Here is a 17,693-nt window from a genome sequence, read left to right as displayed (position 1 = left end):
CTGCTAACCTTCCATTTTGCATAGATGAAATCGTAATGAAAATCAGCCGCGATATACCACCTCACCGACGCTGGCGCATCGACGGCGTTATGCTATAGTCAATCCACGGCTGAAGGAGCCGCTGCCGCCGGACTGGCTATGCTGCCAGCATGGCAACTGCCCGTGAACACGGGACCTTCTCTGATTCCTTATAGCGCAACCCAGCAGCTCGATCACCGCGAGCGCAGCAGGTACATGTTCTGGTAATCCGGCACCGGAGCACGACAACCTGACGCACACGCCTGTTCGAGCCCATTTTGTTGGAGTGACTATGAGCGACATCACCATGACCCCGGCGGGGCAATTCCGCCCGATTTCCCGCGACGACTTTTCCCGTTATGCCAAGGCGCTGAGCTGGCTCATTGAAGAGCCGATCCACAAGTCGCGCGAAATACTAGCGCGCATCTACGGCTACGCTGACGTGCACGAGCTCAACGCCGTTCTGGCCAAGCCGGGCACGCCGGGACCGTTCTCAGACGAATGGTTCCGGCGTGGCGACGACGGCGAACTGATCATCGACAACACCATTTCGCCCGCTGCTCGTGGCAACCGGATACTTGAGCAAGTGACGGCAGGGAAAGGTCTGCCATCCCTGGTCGGCTTACCCTCCCGGTATTGGAAGAGTCGCGACATCGGCCTTTTCGAACGTCCGCAGCGACATCGGGAAGAGTTCAAGCGCGTACGCGCCATGCTGGAGGTGCTCAACGCGGAAGGCGAAACCGTACAACGCGCCGCCAGCGCCTACGCACAAGTTGGCACCACCGTCACCGACGCCAACGAATACGTGCTGCATTTCACACCACTCGGGCAAGCCGTTTTCGACGCCATCCAAGAGATTCTGAACGTCGACAGAAGCCAGCGGGCTCAGGCATGGGAAAGGCTTGTTCGTCTCGCGGAGCAACACCCCAACAATCCCTGGGTCCTCACCGAATTGATCCTCGTCTCACGTTCGGGTGAGGCAATGACCGAGGATGAGGCGCAGGCAGTCTTTGAGGAGGCATCGCGAGCGATTACACTCTTTGAAGATCTGTACGAAGGCTTTCAAAAACAAGCACCTGAATCAGCGCTTGGCACGCCAGGCGCTGACTGCTACCGCTGGCCAGCCGTCTTGTATTGGGGAGGCGTTGCCGCGGCTAGGCTCGGCAACCTTCGGATGGCAAAGCGCTGGCTGAAACTCAACATGAAGATCTGCCCCCGCGACGAGTTCGGCGCACGTTATATTGTCCAACAGATTGCCCCCACGAAGACACTCGGCAAGCGGCTGGAGAAAGACATCCTCTGGACATAGGGTAACGAGAAAGACGCGTCATGACCCTCAATTGCCATTACACCACGCTCGGCGTGGAGCGCACCGCAACACACGAAGAGATTGTCGCCGCCTATCGGCGCATGGCAATGAAGTGGCACCCGGACCGGCACATGGATCCGGCGATGAAGCACGAGGCCGAACAGCACTTCAAACAGGTGCAGCAGGCCTACGCTACCTTGTCCGATGCGGCCCGGCGAGCCAATTACGACCAGATTCAGTCCACGCCCGACCCGTTCGGCTTTAACTGGGGATCGGAATCGGGTTCGCCTTGGCAGAGGCACCAGCAGGAGTGGGCCGCACGCGCCGCCGAAGAGGCCAAACGCCGGCGCGAGGCGGCGCCGCGCGGCGCGGACATCCAGAAGAAGGCGTCGGTGACACTTGCCGAGGCCTTGAACGGCACGACCATCGAGGTCGACCACGACGTGCAGAGCTACTGCAACGTCTGCGATGATCACTGCGAAGTGTGGCACGAATGCATGACGTGCGAAGGTACCGGGCGCCTGCGGCGGCGGTACTGCCCGAACTGCGGCGGGCGCGGCGGTTTTCACCTGCGCTGCTCCACCTGCAACGGCAAAGGCGTTGTTACGCAAAAGAAGAAGCTGGGACTGCGCCTTCCCGCCGGGATGATCGACGGCGCGCAGCTCGTGGCCAAGGAGCGCGGCAAACCCAGCCGGCACGGCGGGCTGGCTGGCGACCTCGTCATCAAAGTGTCGATCAAGCCCGAGCGCGGGTGGAAGTTCAAGGGAGCCAACATCGACGGCACGCTGAAGATCAATTACTCGACCGCGATGTTTGGCGGCACGGTCGACGTGGAACTCCCGCATGGAAAGACCGTCCCGGTGGCCGTCCCCGCGCGCACCAACTCCGGCAAGCGCATCCGGCTCGACGGTCTGGGGCTGTATAACCGCGACACAGAAGCGTGCGGCGACGTGACGCTGATCGCATCGATCGTGCTGCCCGCGACAAGAAAGAAGATTTCGCCCGCGGTCGAACACCTCTTGCGCAATCTCGACGCCGGTCTGGATGTCTAAGCCTTGACGCTATCGGCGCGGCTCGCCGGTGACGCTATTTTGAGTTCGCCTGTTGGCTCAGGTATGCTCGATGGCGAGACGGTATCGGCACAGGGAGTGCAACCATGCAGGAAAATCAGGAGCTGTTTTCACGACGCCAGTTGTGGCGCCTGAACATCGAGGACGAATTCAACAAGTTCGTTGTCAGCAAGGACTTCGTCGAACTGTCGCTGCGCAAGCGCGAAAAGCTCTATCCGCTGCGCGACGCCTCGATCAAGATCTATACCCTGATGTTTTCCAAGCTCCTGAAATGGACGCGGGACATGGGATATGACCTGCTCGATTTGTCGGCAGAGCACCTGCTCGACTTCCTGGAGGACCGCGAGGAGGAGGGCAAGCGCGTGCGCGAGTCGACCGTCGTGCGCCGCCAGTACCTGACGATCGTCGAGCGCATATACGCCCACCTGAAGATCGAGCCCAATCCCGCGCGCCATGCGTGCTTCCGTATTTCCCACGAGCGGCAAACCCTGGTCGGCAAGAACTTGCCCACCGCGGCGCTGACACCGCAACAGGAGCAATCGTTCTATGACGCGCTGCCCGACGCCGCCCGCGACCCGGCCGCACCGATGAAGGGATGGAAGAAGCGGCGCGACCGCGCCATGCAGGCGCTGATGCTGGGCGGCGGCCTGAAGGTCGTCGAAACCATCCACCTGAAAACTGAGAACGTCGACGAGCCGGACGAAGCGGGCTTCGTGTCGGTATGGATTCCCAAGCCGACGATGCGCAGCGCCGTGGACGCCCACGAAACAGTGCTTCGACCGCCGGCGTCGCTGATCGTGCATGCATGGTTGCAGGAACGCAAGGCGACCACGGACAAGGACAAGAACAAACGGGTTCTCGATATTCCTGGCGACTATCTTTTCCCGGCAACGACGCGCGGCACGCCGATGGACAAGACGCGCGTCTACCGGCACGTGAAGACAACGCTGGAGGCAGCAGGCATCGTAGTGGACCGGGAAGGCGGGCGCACGCTGCGCAACGCCTATGCGGTGCGCGAGTTGGCCGAAGGGGAAGATCCGGAGGAGGTCGGCAAGCGGCTGGGTCTGAAAACCCAGCGGGGCATCGATACTTATACCAAGGTGATCAAGGATGTGACACGCCGGGCCGCGGACGACCCGGCAGGATCAGATATGCCAAGCCTGGCGGCCTGATTTTCGGCGGCATTACCGCTTGCCCGTTTTCGCTTCCTTCAATATCGACTGCGGAATACCGAGCTCCTTCAGCATGTCGCGCGCGCTGTAGCCGGCGGGTGCCTTCCGGTTGACGTCCGCCCCCGCCCTGATAAGCGCAATGGCAGCATTACGGTGCATCCGGCCAATCGCGTTCAAAAGTGGCGTCCACCCCATCGTGTTGCCAAGGTCGACGTCGACCGTCCCTAGTCCGCACAGATATTCGATGACTTCCACGCGGTCATTGGATGCGGCCTCTTGCAACGCGGTCCAGTGCTCTCGGTCGCGATGATGCGGATCACCCTTGTTTTCTATGAACGCCCGCGCCAGCTCAACAGAGCCTCCGCGGCAAGCGTAGAAGAGGGCGGTTTGCCCTTCTTCGTTGACGGCAAAAACCAGCGACGGATCAGAACGAATCATGTCGGCAGCCTGTTCAAGATAGCCCTCATTGAGTTCCCGGAAGAACCCCTTATGCTCTTGCTTAATCGGCTTGATCTTGCCCGGCACGATGTCGGCCAGGTTCAGACTGTCAAGTGCCTCCGGCACGTCCATGCCCATCTGTTTCATTAACGCCAAGCCTTTCGCCAAAGAGTCAGGCGAATTTGCGACCTGTGAGTACCCGTCGTTGAGCACCTCAGCAGCAAGCATTGGGAACTTGCGCAGACCGTGATCAATCGTCGTCATCCGCACTTTTGCTACCCACATTGCACGGCGAATCCATGGTGCCTCCTCGCCAGGATATTCGTCCATGGTGGCGGGGGGCACAGAAAACAGGCAGTCGTGCGGTTTCTCCCCGTTCCCCTTCACGAACCAGACGGCCCCATCCTCCAACCCGCAGTAGAGACGCTGTCCCAGATAGATGCCTTTGAAATGGGATCCGTCGGCGCGCTCGATGACTTGATTTTCACCGAATGCCATCGAGTCTTTCGTCGCCGCGACATGTTCGCGCGGGTCGTGGGTATGCACCACCTGCATGTCGGACAGGTAGGCGAGCAGATCCAGAATGCGGTTTTTTTCGTCACGCGGCACGTGGACCTGGCCGGTCACCTTCCATGAAGAACTTCCGTAGTAATTCTTGATCATGGTGCCGTCAAACTCGTGTTCCGCGTAGAACGGATTGTGGTCGAGATTGCCGGCTACAAAGCCGAAGGCGCGCAGAAACTCTCCATCTATCGCAGCATCGTCAACGTCGTAGCCGAGAAACACATGGGGTAATTGCTGCCGGAGAAACGGAAAAATGCCGTCGTCATCTTCCAGCCATTCCTCGGAATGAGATTCAAACCCGGGATTGGCAAACACAGTCACATCCGGCGCCCTGTATGATGCGCTGTTACGATAGGCGCCGAACGAGGACTTGACGACAAGCGGCGCTTCGCCCGGGATGCGCAGCCAGTTTGGGCTGGGCTCGAGGCACGCTTCCTTGCCGATCAGCCGTACCTTCACACGCATGCCCGGCTTGCCAAGCAACATCGGGATCACGCCATAGGGCTTGCCCTCGCACATCCCTTCCATCTCTGATGCCCCAACAATATCGATGTTGAGCTCATCTTTATCCAGCTCCGACGGCTGCCACAGCGCAATCGCCCGTGCAACAGCGACTGGAACCTGGAGAATTATCGCCAACGTGTCAGCTGGTGTGTCCCTTAACCACATGGGCGATTTCGTGTTAACGATGGAGCGCAATAGAAAGCGCCATTGCCGGTTCACGGTTACCGGCGTCGGAACAGAGGCCACATGGCAGGCGAACGCAAACGGACCAAGTGGCAGCTTCTCGACAAAATCCCGGCAGACTTCCGTTGGCACGCCATCGTTGTGGGTAAAGGCGCTACGTAAGCTGTTACGCACATCGGCAACGGCGGGGCAAACGCCGGTTAGCGTGGCCACGGCGCTTTTCTGGGCGTCATGCAGATCGCGGTATCCAAACGCCTTGGCTGTGCGCTCCTGAGCAAGCGCCAGCGAAATCGGCTGCCCGGCAGGCCAATGCCTGGCGACGTACTTGCAAAGCGAACTGAAGGGGCCGCCCGGGGCAAAGTCCTCACGGGAAAGGGGAATGGCAGACATGATTTCTCCAAGTCGCGCTGCGCGGTATCGGCTGGCCGCAAACGCGCGACATTGAAAAAGTCATTTCAAAGAATGGCGTTGCGAAAACGGATTTACAACTGTCCTCGTGTCACACGACTTCGCAGACCGACCGCCCGAGTGAGGAATCCCGAGCTGACATTCTAGCACCGGAAAAGCGGGCCGCCGGGCAAAAATAGCGGGGAAAACGGCAAGCGGCTGGGCTCGACGATTGAGACACCAACTGCCCAACGAGGACCAGAAAGCGTTGTTTGCTTGATTGGCAACCGTGGTGAGGTACCATGTTCCCGTGCCATACCCCGTGGCACTTCTGATCGCAACCCCGAGCAGACAGGACAACATGACGACACTGATGTATGTGCAAGGCCCGCCGCTCACCCCGGAAGAAGCGGCATTGGACGCCGAATTCGGCCGCGCGTACTACGGGGCCAGCACAAACCCCGACGCTTCGAACAAGCAGCTTGAGGCGTTGGCCGCCAAGGGTATGATCGCCGCCCATGTGGAACTATATAACCGCTATCGGTGGGGCAACCATCTGCCGAAGGACGCCGCCGCAGCGCGCCAACATCTCCTGGCAGCGCTGAAGCTGGCCGAAGAGACCGCGGCGGATGAAAACGTCACGCCCGTGGGCCGAATGAACGCCGGCTCGGCAATGGCCATGGTCGCCCACGAATATCTTCACGACGATCCGCTGGAAGATCCGGAGTGGGGTCCGGCGCAGGTCCTTGAGCCAAACCGGGATGAAGGTCTGAAGTGGTTGCGGAAGGCCGCATCCATCGCGTACCGCCCCGCCGCGCTGACCCTTGCCGAGAAGCTTCGAGCCGGACGGCCGGCGAAGGAGTGCACGCCCGAAGAGATGCATGAGATCGTGGCAATCTACGAGAAGTATGGCGAGCGGTACCAGCTCGGCGCATTTTATTGCCCTGATCTGACATCGCCTGACTGGCCGGAAGCAGACAGGAAAAAGGCAATCGACTTGTACGTCAAAGGCAAGAACGACGGCTGCGAAAACTGCGAACGCGCCCTACGGGATTGGGAGGCCGCAAAGAAACCGGCTCCCCTTGCGCCGCCCGCTGCCGCCACTACCGCCGCCGACGGAAGGGAAGGTCCGCCGGCTGCGGCTCCGCCCCAGCGCGCAAGCACCAGTCATGACACCGATAGATGGACGCTGATGGGCATTGTCCTCACGCCGATCGCCCTGGCTCTCTGGTTCGTGATCGGCAGTGCGCTTATATGGGCAGTAGCGGCGTTTCAGTCATTTGCACTGCCCATCGTTATTGTGGGCGCTATTGTAGGGGCCATTGTCAATGCGTGGCATTCGAGACGGTGATACGACGAACCTACTTCAAGAGGAACCTATATGACGATATCCGATGCAGCAGGAGCCGCGATCCAGTTCGCGCTCGAGACAGACGACGGGCTGGCCTTTCTCCGTTGCTGGAATGAAGGGAATTTTGATGCTGTGCGCCGGGAGTGGCCGGAGGCGCCGGAAGACGTGTTCGTCGGAGCAGATCCGCTGCATCCCAAGACCGTGATCTAACCGAACGGAAGGAGACCCCGTGCACGACAACCTCGGAGATGCCGCGAAGGCCTTGCAGCTCGCCCATGCGACTCGCCCGGCCGAACCCTATAAAGGTATGCGCGTCAGCGTAACAGGCTCACTGGAACACGCCGCACGCAGCTTGCGGGCGATGGCGGTGCCGCCCGAGAGCACCGACCCTGATGTCCTCGCAGACCATGAAGACCGCATTGCGGAGAATCAACCTGAGCTGCGCGCCTTCGCGCTCGAGCAACTGGCCAAGCACCTCGACATGCTGAAGAAGGCCATTGATCAGAACGACCAGGTCACAATCCAGCAATTCTTCAACACCTACGTGCTGGACTGACCGCAAGCCAACCGGCCGTGCAGCCTTCTGCCTGCCGTCAAGCAAAAGGGACATCCCGGCGGCGAAGATGAACTCCGAGGCGCGACAACCTATCTAATTAGGAAATTTCGTCGCGGGGGACCAGTCATGGCAAGCGAAGTGGCTGCGCTGGTGACGTTGCTGGCGATCGGCGCCGGCAGGACGCCTTGTGAGGATCCAAACACAGGATTCGGCACCTATTACTGTCCCTACCGTACCTACAGCGAAGTGTTCATCCCTTCATCGCAGCTCGTCGAAGGCTACGGCGGTAGACCGTTGATCTGCCCGCCGCCTGCGCTCGTCAAAGGTGGCGAGTGCAGCTCGCCGGGAAGCAACAAACCATTTTTCTTCCGCTACAAAGATACCGAGGTGACAGGGGATGTTCGGCCGCTATCGGCCAGCGAGTATGCGGAGCGCGTCGGAGGGCGGGGAGCTCGCGTACTACTCACTTATCCGCGCCAGGGGCCGGGCGGCGATCTGGGCGTGTCTGTCGTGATCGGGCATTGATCCCGCCTACCACTCGGGATGCCACGAACTGCTGTCAGTCGTCGTCCAGCGCTTGCTGGATGTCGTCCGCGATGGAGGTGTCGTGCAGCCAGGAGTCGTCCTCTGGACTGGAATCGTCTTCCCAGCGCCGCTTAAAATCCTCGTCAAAGTCGTCCCAGAACCGCCGCTGCTCCTCCATCTCTTCCCAAAACCGGGCGGTTGCTTCCTCATGCTCTAGCATGCTCTCCATGGCCGCGGCCTGCTCCTGCTCAGTCAGGAAGGAAAAATGCATCCGATCGGCAAGGGACATCGATGCTGGATCGGGAAGGGGTTCAGCCGGAGCCGTCGCATGGTCTTCATCGGTGACAATGCCGTGAGAGACTGTGACCGGCGCGCGCCAATACTCCCTCAGGTCGGAGTCCGCTTTCGCCGCGTCGGCATCAAACATCCCGTCGGCCATCTGCTCCATGTTGACAGTCAGATCGCGCACCGACTGCGCGAACATCGTTTGACGGTACTCGGCGAGATCAGCCTCATCCTGCGCGGCGTCACGCCGGCTGAAGAAGCCCACGACGGCATCGAGCAGGCTGCGCATGATTTAAGTCAGGCGAACACGACCGGGCGGGAAATACGCAGGCGGAAAAGCGCCTGGCCAAGGGCAGCGAGCAGGACGGGCAGGGCAAGCGCCGCGCCAAGCACCCAGAGGGGCGCTGCTTCGGTGCTTACCGCGACGCCTGCGACGGTGACAAGAAAGGCAGTGGTGAAGCCCGCCACGCCGGTAAACGGAAAACTGCGCAACGTGCTCACTCGAATGGATTTCCAGCGAATGAGCAGGTCGATGGCATAGATGGCCACCGTCAAAAACGCGGCCAGCACCAACGCCCACAGCGGAGCATCGGTAACGAAATCAGTATTCATATCTTCAATCCTTTCGCTCATTGTCGTTTGAAGTCGATACTCAAGACAAGCAGTTGCAGCTGCCTGTCGGCGTTTGTCTGTCTCGATCATCCAACGACAGGCTTACCAGTCGAAATAGGGCAGGGCCTGGATGACGTCCGCGTCGCTGTCGAAACGGATGGCAAGACACCCGGCGCGGTAAGCGTGCTGCATTACGACGCGCAAGTCCTCTGGGCATGCCAGTTCGTCAATGATCTGCTCGTCGGACGGCACGGATACGAAGGCACCATGCTGGTATGGTGCGATGGCAAACGGCGCGTCGGCAGGCGGGTGGCCCATCCACGCCATCGTTTCTTGGGTGATGTGGCCGGTGGACACGTCCAGATAGGGGTAAATACTCATTTGCAGCTCCTTCATGTTGATGACCCATTATGGAGATGGCACAAGGCCAAATCCAATTGCGAGATCGACGCCGTGGCCTCCTAAATGCCCCTGCGGCCGGCGAAGCACGATTACAATGGCGGTTCACCTTGTCACCCACCATGCCTCTTTTTCAACAACTCGCCACCCTGACGCCGCAACAGCGCGGCGCCGCCCTGTATGCAGTCGCCGTCCGACGTAAAACGGCGCGCTCGCGCACGGGCATTGGGATCAGCGCGGCAATCACGCTGGCCGCGTCCTGGATTGCGGCCGAGTTGCCCGGCCCGATGAGCGACGCCTGGCTTGTATCGGTGATCGAATGGCTCGCGATTGCCGGAGCCGCCATCGCCGTGCTCGGCTGGGTGCTGCTGCTGATCCTCGAAAGGCGAACCCGTGCGCAAATGCGGGTAGCCGGCATCGGCAGCGACGCAATCCAGCGGATTTGGGACATGAGCGACCGGGATGCCGTCCACCTCATGCACATGTGGCGCGACAATGTCCCACCTGTCGAAGCGCCGCGACAGCCCCGCCCGTGACACCGCTTTCAGCGTCCGAATTCGCATATCGCTCGCCAGGTGCCTACAATCGGAGCCATCAAGCAGAACCGTCAGCGAGGACAAACATGAACACCACAGCAAGTGCCGCAACCACAACCATCCCGGTCTTTTTCACGTCCGTATGGAGTGAAGGGGAGGTGGAAACCTCGGCAACAATGGACCTGGCGACCGGTGAGATCGTCGACATTGAAACCGCCGACGGCGACGGTTACGAGCATCTGATCGAGGAATACGTCGAGACGGCTGACGGCAACCGCCGGGCAACCGTCGAGCCCGACGACGACGGCCACTACTTTGTGAAGGACAAAGCGGAGCTGGCCGCACTTCACGCCTACTTCAACTTCACCCGACCGCTTTCAGCATGACGAAATTGATGCTTTTGGCGCTGCCGCTTGTCGCCGGCGCGGCGCTTGCGCAGCCGATGCGTATGGACCAACTCATCCCAAAGGGCATGGACACGAACGCCATGGGCAATGAGTCCAATGACGACTGGCAGTCCAACGCCTTTGATCCCAAGGTGGTATGCAGTGGTGCAGCCAAGGCCGTGCAGGGACGCGACGGCAACTGGACCTTCGTGGGCGGCGGCGGAGCCATTGAAACAGCCACACCGCAGGAGTACGCGGCACTGCGCAAAGCGTGCGGACTGGCACCGCTACGGCGGCAATAGCAGGGCGATCTCCACCACAGGGCGTAAGAGCAAGGCGCAGGACCTGTGCCAATCGCATGAATCGTCGGAAATGGCTTTCCGAGATCCGATCGGTAAACTGGATTTATCGAGATCAGGAGTTGCCATGTACGTCCACATGAACATCGTCGCCACACTGCTTTGCCACGAAGAGCCAGTTGCCGAACAAGTCTTTCGCGCAACCGGCGACGGCCTGGCCGTTCGTCCTGATACCAGCAAGCCGCGCCGCCTGCCGCTGGCCACACGCGCCGCTTCGGCTGCCGACAAAGTGCAGGTGACGGTCTACCGCTCCGACATTGCTGAAGACGAAATGACGCTTAGCCACGCTGAGTGGAAAGAAGCGGAGTCCACCCGTGGCGCTGCCTGGATGGCGGACGTGTTGTTCCGCAGTGAAGGGTTGCAAGCGGCATGGAACAAGGCACGCACGATGGGAACGGCGAAGACGGTGGCAGAAGCCATTGCGAACGCCGCCGGCGGCGTGCCCGTCTTTTCGCTCTAAGGGGATGCGCTACAGGCGGGGCGTTTTCTTCGCGATCGCCTTACTGATGCGCTTGTGGATCCGTTCCGCGTCGGCCCGTCCGAGATCGGCACGGTACTCGGCGAAATACTGCTCCGCTTCCTTCTGGGCTTCGTCGACCAGGTTCAGCTTGACCAGACACAACGTGAGCCTGTCGAGGATTGTCACATCCCCATAGCGCCCGAACTCTTCAATTTCCTCGCGCAACAAATCGCCCACCAGGCCTTCCTCGGCGGGAACCAGCACGACGTATTCCCGCAAAGCCACCAGCGCCAGCCGGTACATCTCCACCGCTTTGGTCAGGTCGGTCGGCTCGATCGCCTTTGCCTGGGCGATCAGCTCTTGGTTTGCGCGCCGCGCGGCGTGATACCGGTCCAGCGCCGCATAGTCCATCTTCCGGCCCATGCTGACCCAGTTCACGAGGGTGCTCGCCTCCTGGGCGATCCATTGCGACTCCAGCGACTCGGCGTCCTCGGCGCTCATGTCGTCGGCCAGAATCACGACGCCGTACTTGCCTTGCAGGCGCTTCTCGACGTACCGGTGCCACAAGGGGTGCCGATCCTTGTCCCACGCGCGCCGTTTGTGCCCCTTTCCGATGTAGAAAGGCACGCCTTTGTCGTCCATGTGGGCATAGACGTAATACCTGCGCGGGGCGGTCTGATGCGCGTTGGGATCCCGAACAAGCGGCTCCATGTCCGGTCCACCGACTGAGATGAAAATGCCGCTGTTGTTGAGGTTAATGCGGATCATGCCGCGGCGGACTTCAGGCGCGAACTGATGAAGCGCTGAAACGCGGCGAAAAGTCCTTGCGCGGCGGCCGGCTTCTCCTCCATGTCGAGCAGGACCAGCATCGGCCGCTCGCCGTCTTTTTCCAGGCGCACGAACATGTAGCCATCGGGCGCATCCAGCTGCATCACGTTTTCGGAGAGGGCGGTCGACAGGGCGACTTCGGGGAAATACCCTTCCTCATTCTCCAGGTGCGAGCTGCGGTCCTGGATGTCGGATGCGGTTCCGTGGAGCGCGTCGACGTTCAGCGCCATGGACGCCACTTCCCAGCCGTCGCCGATATGCGGGTATTGGCGCTTCACCCGCTCCATTTGATCCGCAAAAAGCTTGCCCATGTCCTACCCCTTTGTGTCGTTATGGTGAGACTTTACAGGGACGGAACGAGTCCGTCGCACGTCGAAGTCGATTGTAATCGGAAAGCGTGTGCCCCCCAACCCGTGGGGCTACCCGCGCCTTTATGCCGGATGCAGCGCGTCCACCAGGTTTTCATTCTGCGGAGTCCCGGTCAATACGGCGATCTGCGCTTCCAGGTCGGAGACCATCGTGCGCGTGGTCACCACGTCCCGTGCCAGCACCGCGATGGCTGCCAGTGCCGTCACTTCCTTCGAACGGGCACGGGTCGCCGCGGCGGCGTCGCCACGCTGTTCAGCCTCCTCGGCCTGCTTCTGGGCGAGGGCGGCGACTTCAGCTTGCTGGACCTGGGCGGCTTCGAGCGCAGTCAGGTAGTCCTGATTGAACGCGAGGCGCTCCCTGAAGTACGCGACGTGCGCCTTGAAGCGCTCATCGAAGGACGTTTCATCGGATTGCTCGAACCCGGCGCGTGCGAGGGCGTTGGCGAGGAGATTCTTCAGGAATTTCATTCTGTGTCCTTTTCGTGGATTCAGGCCGCAAGCGGCTCAGGATGCTTCATGGTCTGTAGCGCCGCGTTCACGACGCGAGCCGTTTCGTCGGCCAGTGCCTCAACGCTCTGGGCGCGAAGAAATACCGCGTCGTCCTTGCCGAGCAGGCTTTGCCCCATCCCGGCAAACGGACGGCCCTGTCTGCACCAAACGATGGTGCGGTAGTCGCCGTCGCTTCCCGCTGTCATCACTCGTCCGCGTCTTCCGATCAATGGACGTCGCCGGAAAAAGAACCGGACCTCGATGGAAATCTGATACGGATCATTGCTGTCCACCGTGGCACGGCGAACGAAGTAGGACGCGCCGCTTTCCATGCTGAGGATCGGGTCATTGCCGGCCCAGCGCGTTGGGTTGCCGCCGCAGCGCTTCCAGGCGTGGCCGTCCGGGACCGCAACCGCTTCGCGCAGCCGCACGCCCAAGCGTTCGAATTCCGCCTCGATCAAGCCGTTCAGCACATCGCGGGAATAAGGTGCCTCGGTAATGGTCGCCATCATGCTTCTCCGCAAATCATTGGTCGGGTGAGGTGGCGGCGGTTGTCCCGGACGACCTCCCATTCGCCGGCGTCGCTGAGAGCGGCCAGCAGAGGTCCGGTCCGAAGCGACGAGGGAAAGCAGCCGGGAAAGAGGTCCCGGAGCTTGCCAACCATGCGAACGTCCCAGCCGAGGATGATCCGGCGCACCAGCTTTTCCAGCTCGGCGAGCGACTGGCGCGCGGAGCGTTTTTCAGCAACTGCGTCAAGCAGGGCGGCGGCATTGGCTTCACCCCACTGCAGGTGCCGAATTTGCGTGCCTACTCGGTCCGCAACGTGCTTCTTGATCTTGTCGTAACGCACGGCACCTCCTTACGCCGCGGCGGGCAGGGCCGCTGCCGGGGCAATTGAGAGGGCGTTCATCATTCGACGGTAGATCGTCAGGATCTTTTGCTTGGGCGACGCATCAGCAAAGGAAGAGTTGCAATCGACGCAACTCACCACCTTGTTCTCAAGCGTGTTGTCACCTCCGTCGGCGCGTGCAATCACGTGGTCGATCGTCGCCGTTTCGAGCGTAAGGCCACAGCCGCAGTAGCAGCATCTGTTGTCCTGTGATTCAAGCAAGCGTTGCTTCTGACGCAGCTTGTGCATCGTGTTCTTCGACAGCTTCTTGTGTGTGTTGATAATGGTGAGTTCCATGATTCTTCACCTCCTTGGAACCCACAATATCAACCGATCCTTTGGGATTCAAATTCGCACGCCGACCTATACTGAGGGTAACTATGCCGGGCAATACAACTATCAGGATTCGTCATGCGTGCTAGCTGTTAAACTGTGTCATCTGCAGAAATCGTCCGGTGAGAAGAAATCGGAGTTCTGCGGCAACTGCCGGGACTTCTATTTCTAAGCCGCAATTTCGTTTCAAGGTGCGCTGAAGAGATCCGGGCCGTCCAAAAGCGCCATCTCGCGCTCGATCTTTAAGAGCCAACAGGCATCGCTTTTTGGTTTCGCCGCCCGCGCTTTAACTCAATCGAAAACAATGAGCAAACGATTTCAAATGGTATGTGGGCTTTGGATAACCCCGGACTTTTCGGCCACGCTCGCTGGGCGACGTCCCCCGCCACGAGTCAATCACTCCAAGGTCAATTTCGATGATTTGGCGGACGCCTTGAAGGAATATTTCCCTTACGGCCCTCCAGTCAAAATCCAAGTGCCAAATGACACGATCGATCAGGTGACCGTACATTCCCGTGCAAATCGACCGTCGATGCGCTGTGCTGACTTTGGCAATGAGATGGACGCCCCTAGAGGGACGGCCGGCATTCGTGTTTTTTTCGCCAAAGTTAAGTTAAGTCAATGATCTAAAAGGGAAAACCAGACTTTCAATTCTTCTCTGCATGTGGCGATGCAGACGGTTACGCCGGTGCCAAGCCAAGACAGTATTCACGTATCAGCTCCCGAGCATTTTCCAATGCGGCCTCATAAATTTCGCCGGACGCCTGACGCAAATTTCCGACGACTTTGCGGTGGATTTCGCTACTGATCTCGAATTCGATTGCGCCGAAGCGAGGGGCGGCCGATATTACGGTTTTTTTCGCAAAAACCTACCTAACCCACTGATCTGAAGAAGAAATACGAAATCTAGAACGTCCGTTTAGTTGCGAAGACGATGCGCCTGTATCAGGTCCATGGCGTCCTTTCGTACCGTCTCGTAGACGTCATTGGAGGACTGTCGAATTTTCTCGATAACCCGGCGATGCTCAGCGCTGCTAACTTTGAATTCGATCACCCCGAAACGGCTCGCTATGGCTTCGACCGAGGACTTTCCCCAAACATCCTCGGCCATACCGTCTGGATGCAGGACAACACTGTGGAAAAAGCCACTTTCACTGCGCCAAGTATTTTCAAAGAGCGGTGAAAATCGTACCGCCAAGAGAGCTGCCGGCTGCAGTCCGGTCAGTTCACGCATCGCTTCAGCAAACGCCGCGCAATGGCCGTAGGAGTACTGAGCTGCGTTATGCGCTGGAATACAGGGCTGCGTCCTCGCGGGGATCGCAGCAAGAAAGCGAGGATTAGCTCGAATCTCCTCGATTGCGCGCGAAATCTCTGCTTCATTGGGTTGGCATCGTAGAGGCAGCGAAGAGAGCTTTTTTTCGTCGTAGAACCGAGTGTAAACACCCCCATTCCCTAATCCGCGCGTGCGGATCAATTTGAACAGTATCTTCTCGCTGAACTCGCGAATAGACCTGGTCCCGCGAACATCGAAAATCTGATCGTGGTTATCCGCCACATACACCCTTAACGGCCTGAGTTGGTCGAGCGGAATGTCCTCCCTGTGTTCGGTCGAGGTCGACCACCAGTCCACGTGCAGCAGCCACCCGGTCAACCGCGCCAGTCCAACGGCGAAGTTGACACAATCGTCGGCCTCCCATTCCTCGATCAGCTGCGGCGCAAAGGCCGTGCGCTGCTTGATCTTCGCTTGCCCCATTTCTAAATCCTCACAAAAGCAGTCGCAAATTGACCTCAGTCCTGCCATCTGCTATTACCGGCCGGCGCTGAATAACTCGCGGTGCACGCAAAAACAGCATCATGCGCGACTTGATGGATAGACGCATCGACGTTAGCATGATTCCGTTATGAAACCAATCATTGCTCTCGATGCCGACGGCGTCTTGCTCGACTACCATCAGGCGTATGCCAAAGCCTGGGCCAAGGCCTTCGGCGCACTGCCGGCGGTGCGCGATCCACTCGCCTATTGGCCGATCGACCGATGGAACGTGCGGCGGCTTGCCGGCGCCGAACTGGCGCAGTTCCGCGCATGCTTCGATCATCAGTATTGGTCGACTATTCCGGCGATGCCCGGCGCACAGGACGCGTGTTGCGCCTTGGCGGCAGCCGGCTACGAGCTGGTGTGCGTGAGCGCGATTCAGGCGCAGTTTGAAGCGGCGCGGCTGGACAACTTGCGGCAATGTGGCTTTCCGATCGAGCGCGTGATTGCCACGGCTAATGCCGGAGTCGACGTCAGTCCCAAGGCGGCCGCGCTGCGGGAGCTGCGCCCGGTCGTCTTTGTCGACGATTTTCTACCGTACCTGCGCGGTATTCCGGTGGACATCCACGCGGCGCTGGTCTTGCGCGAGCCAAACGGATCTCCGAACGCGGGCGACGATCTGGCATGGGCGCATTCCCGGCATGCCGATCTGGCGAGCTTTACGACATGGTGGCTGAACCGCTAAGCGTTGCGGTTTTCGGTTCCGCGGACTGCGCGCGATGCTCAAGCATGGCACGCTCCTGCAGCCAGGCGAGCTTTTCTTCGTTCAACTGATCGGCCCGTGTTTCGGCCCGCCGGGCTTGATCGGCCAGCATGACTGCTTCCCGCTCCTTGGCGGCCAGCGCACTGCGGACGTCCGACAACTGCTGTTGTGCGGCTGCGAGCTGCACCGCCAGGCTGTCTTTTGCCGCAGTTGCATCTTCCAGCCGGTCGGCCAGGCGCTCCCGCATTGAGCGTTCGGCCGCCAACGCTTCCTGCGATTCCCGCAAGGCCTGCTTCTGATTGGACAGATCAGCGGCGAGATGCGCAAACTTCGCCTCCTGCTGACCAAGCGTCGTCTGTTGGGAAGCGTTGTGCCGGTTGGCGTCCGCTACCTCCTGGTGGAGGCGCGCGACGCGCTGCTCGTACGCTTGCCGCTCCTCGGCGCGCTGGGTGGCGGTGGCTTCCTGGTAATGCTCGAACTGGGCGCGCGTCTGCGTGAGCTGGTGATCGAGCGTCGCCACTTCGGCGCCGCGATCGGCCAGGCGCTGCTGCAAGCCGGCGCTTTCTGCCTGCACGGTGGCCAGCGCGACGGTCTGCGCATGGTGCGCGGTGCTCAATTGCGACAGCGTTTCCCTTGCGCGCGCCAATTCCTCGGTCAAAGCGGCATTGGCGGCCAGCGCTGCCTGGTGTCCGGTGCGCAGTTGCTTTTCCCGTTCAGCAGCCTCGCCCATCGCGATGCCATGTGCCTGCCGCGCCTGTTCGATCTGTTGACTGGCCTCGGCCTGCATGTGCTGGTGCAAGCCCTTTACGGCTTGCAGGAGGGGCGCCGGCAAGCCGGATTCGGCTTCGGCGATGGCATCCTGCTGTTCGGCTTTCCAGCGTTTTAGGAAAGGGGCGATGGTGCTCTTGCTGCCGGTGCTACCCAGCGCCTCGCGCACGCTGTCGACGGTGGGATTTTTGCCGTCTTGAAGCAGCGTTGCCGCCGCTTGGGCGACATGGGAATAGAGAATGCCGGCGCGTGCCATCAAGACCTCGAAATAAAGTTATGTATTACGTGTCACGTAATATTATCTTATATAACGATAAAGACAGTCTGAAAGTTTGAATTTAAAAGGCGCGATAAGAAGGATTATCGCAGGTTATGATGGCCGCTGCAT

24 protein-coding genes are annotated in these 17,693 nt (G+C 60.0%); 12 read left to right on the top strand and 12 right to left on the bottom strand.

The features are described from left to right. The first annotated feature begins 310 nt into the window (after positions 1–310). The 3 genes from AC3WOY_RS26325 (at position 311) to AC3WOY_RS26315 (ending at position 3,569) form a co-directional block, all read left to right on the top strand. On the top strand, positions 311–1,327 hold the full coding sequence (locus AC3WOY_RS26325; protein WP_492429431.1) for a hypothetical protein: 1,017 nt from the start codon (positions 311–313) through the stop codon (positions 1,325–1,327). A 20-nt stretch (positions 1,328–1,347) separates the two neighbouring features. Next, a complete protein-coding gene (locus AC3WOY_RS26320) occupies positions 1,348–2,379 on the top strand; it encodes a DnaJ C-terminal domain-containing protein (RefSeq protein WP_492429430.1) in 1,032 nt (343 codons plus the stop codon). Positions 2,380–2,483: 104 nt separating this feature from the next. Next, positions 2,484–3,569: a tyrosine-type recombinase/integrase gene (locus tag AC3WOY_RS26315; protein ID WP_492429429.1), complete on the top strand. Its 1,086-nt coding sequence runs from the start codon at positions 2,484–2,486 to the stop codon at positions 3,567–3,569. Positions 3,570–3,581: 12 nt separating this feature from the next. Here the strand turns inward: AC3WOY_RS26315 and AC3WOY_RS26310 are convergent, their stop codons facing one another. Next, a complete protein-coding gene (locus tag AC3WOY_RS26310) occupies positions 3,582–5,648 on the bottom strand; it encodes an ankyrin repeat domain-containing protein (RefSeq protein WP_492429428.1) in 2,067 nt (688 codons plus the stop codon). Positions 5,649–6,006: 358 nt separating this feature from the next. Between AC3WOY_RS26310 and AC3WOY_RS26305 the strand changes: the two genes are divergently transcribed. The 4 genes from AC3WOY_RS26305 (at position 6,007) to AC3WOY_RS26290 (ending at position 8,077) form a co-directional block, all read left to right on the top strand. Then, on the top strand, positions 6,007–6,996 hold the full coding sequence (locus tag AC3WOY_RS26305) for an SEL1-like repeat protein (RefSeq protein WP_492429427.1): 990 nt from the start codon (positions 6,007–6,009) through the stop codon (positions 6,994–6,996). A gap of 30 nt (positions 6,997–7,026) precedes the next feature. Then, positions 7,027–7,206: a hypothetical protein gene (locus AC3WOY_RS26300; RefSeq protein WP_492429426.1), complete on the top strand. Its 180-nt coding sequence runs from the start codon at positions 7,027–7,029 to the stop codon at positions 7,204–7,206. Positions 7,207–7,225: 19 nt separating this feature from the next. Beyond that, positions 7,226–7,552, top strand: a complete 327-nt coding sequence (locus tag AC3WOY_RS26295; RefSeq protein WP_492429425.1) for a hypothetical protein — start codon at positions 7,226–7,228, stop codon at positions 7,550–7,552. A gap of 126 nt (positions 7,553–7,678) precedes the next feature. Beyond that, positions 7,679–8,077 carry a hypothetical protein gene (locus AC3WOY_RS26290; RefSeq protein ID WP_492429424.1) on the top strand — a complete coding sequence of 133 codons (399 nt, stop codon included), beginning with the start codon at positions 7,679–7,681 and terminating at the stop codon, positions 8,075–8,077. A 34-nt stretch (positions 8,078–8,111) separates the two neighbouring features. On the opposite strand, the gene AC3WOY_RS26285 is transcribed toward AC3WOY_RS26290, so the two are convergent. The 3 genes from AC3WOY_RS26285 to AC3WOY_RS26275 form a co-directional block, all read right to left on the bottom strand. Next, on the bottom strand, positions 8,112–8,651 hold the full coding sequence (locus tag AC3WOY_RS26285; protein WP_492429423.1) for a hypothetical protein: 540 nt from the start codon (positions 8,649–8,651) through the stop codon (positions 8,112–8,114). An 8-nt stretch (positions 8,652–8,659) separates the two neighbouring features. Next, the gene (locus AC3WOY_RS26280; RefSeq protein WP_492429422.1) at positions 8,660–8,974 is read right to left on the bottom strand and encodes a hypothetical protein; all 315 of its coding nucleotides are present in this window, start codon (positions 8,972–8,974) and stop codon (positions 8,660–8,662) included. Positions 8,975–9,076: 102 nt separating this feature from the next. Next, on the bottom strand, positions 9,077–9,355 hold the full coding sequence (locus tag AC3WOY_RS26275) for a DUF5983 family protein (RefSeq protein WP_492429421.1): 279 nt from the start codon (positions 9,353–9,355) through the stop codon (positions 9,077–9,079). Positions 9,356–9,495: 140 nt separating this feature from the next. Here AC3WOY_RS26275 and AC3WOY_RS26270 point away from each other — a divergent pair, with 140 nt between their 5' ends. The 4 genes from AC3WOY_RS26270 (at position 9,496) to AC3WOY_RS26255 (ending at position 11,114) form a co-directional block, all read left to right on the top strand. Next, on the top strand, positions 9,496–9,909 hold the full coding sequence (locus AC3WOY_RS26270; RefSeq protein ID WP_492429420.1) for a hypothetical protein: 414 nt from the start codon (positions 9,496–9,498) through the stop codon (positions 9,907–9,909). An 86-nt stretch (positions 9,910–9,995) separates the two neighbouring features. After that, complete coding sequence (locus AC3WOY_RS26265; protein WP_492429419.1) at positions 9,996–10,295, top strand: hypothetical protein; 300 nt, start codon at positions 9,996–9,998, stop codon at positions 10,293–10,295. Further along, positions 10,292–10,597, top strand: coding sequence for a hypothetical protein (locus AC3WOY_RS26260; protein ID WP_492429418.1), 306 nt, complete (start codon positions 10,292–10,294; stop codon positions 10,595–10,597). The genes AC3WOY_RS26265 and AC3WOY_RS26260 overlap by 4 nt, the downstream gene beginning before the upstream one ends. A 124-nt stretch (positions 10,598–10,721) precedes the next feature. Further along, on the top strand, positions 10,722–11,114 hold the full coding sequence (locus tag AC3WOY_RS26255) for a hypothetical protein (RefSeq protein WP_492429417.1): 393 nt from the start codon (positions 10,722–10,724) through the stop codon (positions 11,112–11,114). A gap of 9 nt (positions 11,115–11,123) precedes the next feature. Here AC3WOY_RS26255 and AC3WOY_RS26250 read toward each other — a convergent pair whose 3' ends face one another. The 7 genes from AC3WOY_RS26250 to AC3WOY_RS26220 all read right to left on the bottom strand — a co-directional run bounded on the left by AC3WOY_RS26250 (position 11,124) and on the right by AC3WOY_RS26220 (position 15,774). Beyond that, entirely contained in the window at positions 11,124–11,882 is a 759-nt protein-coding gene (locus tag AC3WOY_RS26250; protein ID WP_492429416.1) for a GIY-YIG nuclease family protein, read from the bottom strand. Next, complete coding sequence (locus AC3WOY_RS26245) at positions 11,879–12,253, bottom strand: hypothetical protein (protein ID WP_492429415.1); 375 nt, start codon at positions 12,251–12,253, stop codon at positions 11,879–11,881. Before AC3WOY_RS26245 ends, AC3WOY_RS26250 begins: the two co-directional genes overlap by 4 nt. A 120-nt stretch (positions 12,254–12,373) precedes the next feature. Further along, a complete protein-coding gene (locus AC3WOY_RS26240) occupies positions 12,374–12,778 on the bottom strand; it encodes a hypothetical protein (RefSeq protein ID WP_492429414.1) in 405 nt (134 codons plus the stop codon). A gap of 20 nt (positions 12,779–12,798) precedes the next feature. Then, on the bottom strand, positions 12,799–13,311 hold the full coding sequence (locus AC3WOY_RS26235; protein ID WP_492429413.1) for a hypothetical protein: 513 nt from the start codon (positions 13,309–13,311) through the stop codon (positions 12,799–12,801). Then, positions 13,308–13,649: a hypothetical protein gene (locus AC3WOY_RS26230; protein WP_492429412.1), complete on the bottom strand. Its 342-nt coding sequence runs from the start codon at positions 13,647–13,649 to the stop codon at positions 13,308–13,310. The genes AC3WOY_RS26235 and AC3WOY_RS26230 overlap by 4 nt, the downstream gene beginning before the upstream one ends. Before the next feature lie 9 nt (positions 13,650–13,658). Then, positions 13,659–13,985, bottom strand: coding sequence for an HNH endonuclease (locus AC3WOY_RS26225; protein ID WP_492429411.1), 327 nt, complete (start codon positions 13,983–13,985; stop codon positions 13,659–13,661). A 955-nt stretch (positions 13,986–14,940) separates the two neighbouring features. After that, positions 14,941–15,774 (bottom strand): hypothetical protein, encoded by an 834-nt coding sequence (locus tag AC3WOY_RS26220; RefSeq protein ID WP_492420146.1) that lies wholly within the window; start codon positions 15,772–15,774, stop codon positions 14,941–14,943. 148 nt (positions 15,775–15,922) lie between these two features. Between AC3WOY_RS26220 and AC3WOY_RS26215 the strand changes: the two genes are divergently transcribed. Then, a complete protein-coding gene (locus AC3WOY_RS26215) occupies positions 15,923–16,519 on the top strand; it encodes an HAD family hydrolase (RefSeq protein WP_492420144.1) in 597 nt (198 codons plus the stop codon). Here the strand turns inward: AC3WOY_RS26215 and AC3WOY_RS26210 are convergent. Further along, positions 16,494–17,561, bottom strand: a complete 1,068-nt coding sequence (locus tag AC3WOY_RS26210) for a DNA-binding protein (RefSeq protein WP_492420142.1) — start codon at positions 17,559–17,561, stop codon at positions 16,494–16,496. The genes AC3WOY_RS26215 and AC3WOY_RS26210 overlap by 26 nt on opposite strands. Positions 17,562–17,693: the final 132 nt, after the last annotated feature.

The sequence above is a fragment of the Noviherbaspirillum sp. FW303-A3 genome (assembly GCF_058788695.1).
Note: the sequence above shows the minus strand (reverse complement) of the source record. Positions and strands in the feature narration are given on the sequence as shown.

Coding starts and splice junctions, on each gene's coding strand:
- AC3WOY_RS26240 (WP_492429414.1), bottom strand. CDS start 12,778: ATGAAATTCCTGAAGAATCTCCTCGCCAACGCCCTCGCACGCGCCGGG.
- AC3WOY_RS26300 (WP_492429426.1), top strand. CDS start 7,027: ATGACGATATCCGATGCAGCAGGAGCCGCGATCCAGTTCGCGCTCGAG.
- AC3WOY_RS26325 (WP_492429431.1), top strand. CDS start 311: ATGAGCGACATCACCATGACCCCGGCGGGGCAATTCCGCCCGATTTCC.
- AC3WOY_RS26225 (WP_492429411.1), bottom strand. CDS start 13,985: ATGGAACTCACCATTATCAACACACACAAGAAGCTGTCGAAGAACACG.
- AC3WOY_RS26210 (WP_492420142.1), bottom strand. CDS start 17,561: ATGGCACGCGCCGGCATTCTCTATTCCCATGTCGCCCAAGCGGCGGCA.
- AC3WOY_RS26320 (WP_492429430.1), top strand. CDS start 1,348: ATGACCCTCAATTGCCATTACACCACGCTCGGCGTGGAGCGCACCGCA.
- AC3WOY_RS26280 (WP_492429422.1), bottom strand. CDS start 8,974: ATGAATACTGATTTCGTTACCGATGCTCCGCTGTGGGCGTTGGTGCTG.
- AC3WOY_RS26265 (WP_492429419.1), top strand. CDS start 9,996: ATGAACACCACAGCAAGTGCCGCAACCACAACCATCCCGGTCTTTTTC.
- AC3WOY_RS26285 (WP_492429423.1), bottom strand. CDS start 8,651: ATGCGCAGCCTGCTCGATGCCGTCGTGGGCTTCTTCAGCCGGCGTGAC.
- AC3WOY_RS26245 (WP_492429415.1), bottom strand. CDS start 12,253: ATGGGCAAGCTTTTTGCGGATCAAATGGAGCGGGTGAAGCGCCAATAC.
- AC3WOY_RS26290 (WP_492429424.1), top strand. CDS start 7,679: ATGGCAAGCGAAGTGGCTGCGCTGGTGACGTTGCTGGCGATCGGCGCC.
- AC3WOY_RS26260 (WP_492429418.1), top strand. CDS start 10,292: ATGACGAAATTGATGCTTTTGGCGCTGCCGCTTGTCGCCGGCGCGGCG.
- AC3WOY_RS26250 (WP_492429416.1), bottom strand. CDS start 11,882: ATGATCCGCATTAACCTCAACAACAGCGGCATTTTCATCTCAGTCGGT.
- AC3WOY_RS26270 (WP_492429420.1), top strand. CDS start 9,496: ATGCCTCTTTTTCAACAACTCGCCACCCTGACGCCGCAACAGCGCGGC.
- AC3WOY_RS26310 (WP_492429428.1), bottom strand. CDS start 5,648: ATGTCTGCCATTCCCCTTTCCCGTGAGGACTTTGCCCCGGGCGGCCCC.
- AC3WOY_RS26305 (WP_492429427.1), top strand. CDS start 6,007: ATGACGACACTGATGTATGTGCAAGGCCCGCCGCTCACCCCGGAAGAA.
- AC3WOY_RS26235 (WP_492429413.1), bottom strand. CDS start 13,311: ATGATGGCGACCATTACCGAGGCACCTTATTCCCGCGATGTGCTGAAC.
- AC3WOY_RS26315 (WP_492429429.1), top strand. CDS start 2,484: ATGCAGGAAAATCAGGAGCTGTTTTCACGACGCCAGTTGTGGCGCCTG.
- AC3WOY_RS26255 (WP_492429417.1), top strand. CDS start 10,722: ATGTACGTCCACATGAACATCGTCGCCACACTGCTTTGCCACGAAGAG.
- AC3WOY_RS26215 (WP_492420144.1), top strand. CDS start 15,923: ATGAAACCAATCATTGCTCTCGATGCCGACGGCGTCTTGCTCGACTAC.
- AC3WOY_RS26220 (WP_492420146.1), bottom strand. CDS start 15,774: ATGGGGCAAGCGAAGATCAAGCAGCGCACGGCCTTTGCGCCGCAGCTG.
- AC3WOY_RS26275 (WP_492429421.1), bottom strand. CDS start 9,355: ATGAGTATTTACCCCTATCTGGACGTGTCCACCGGCCACATCACCCAA.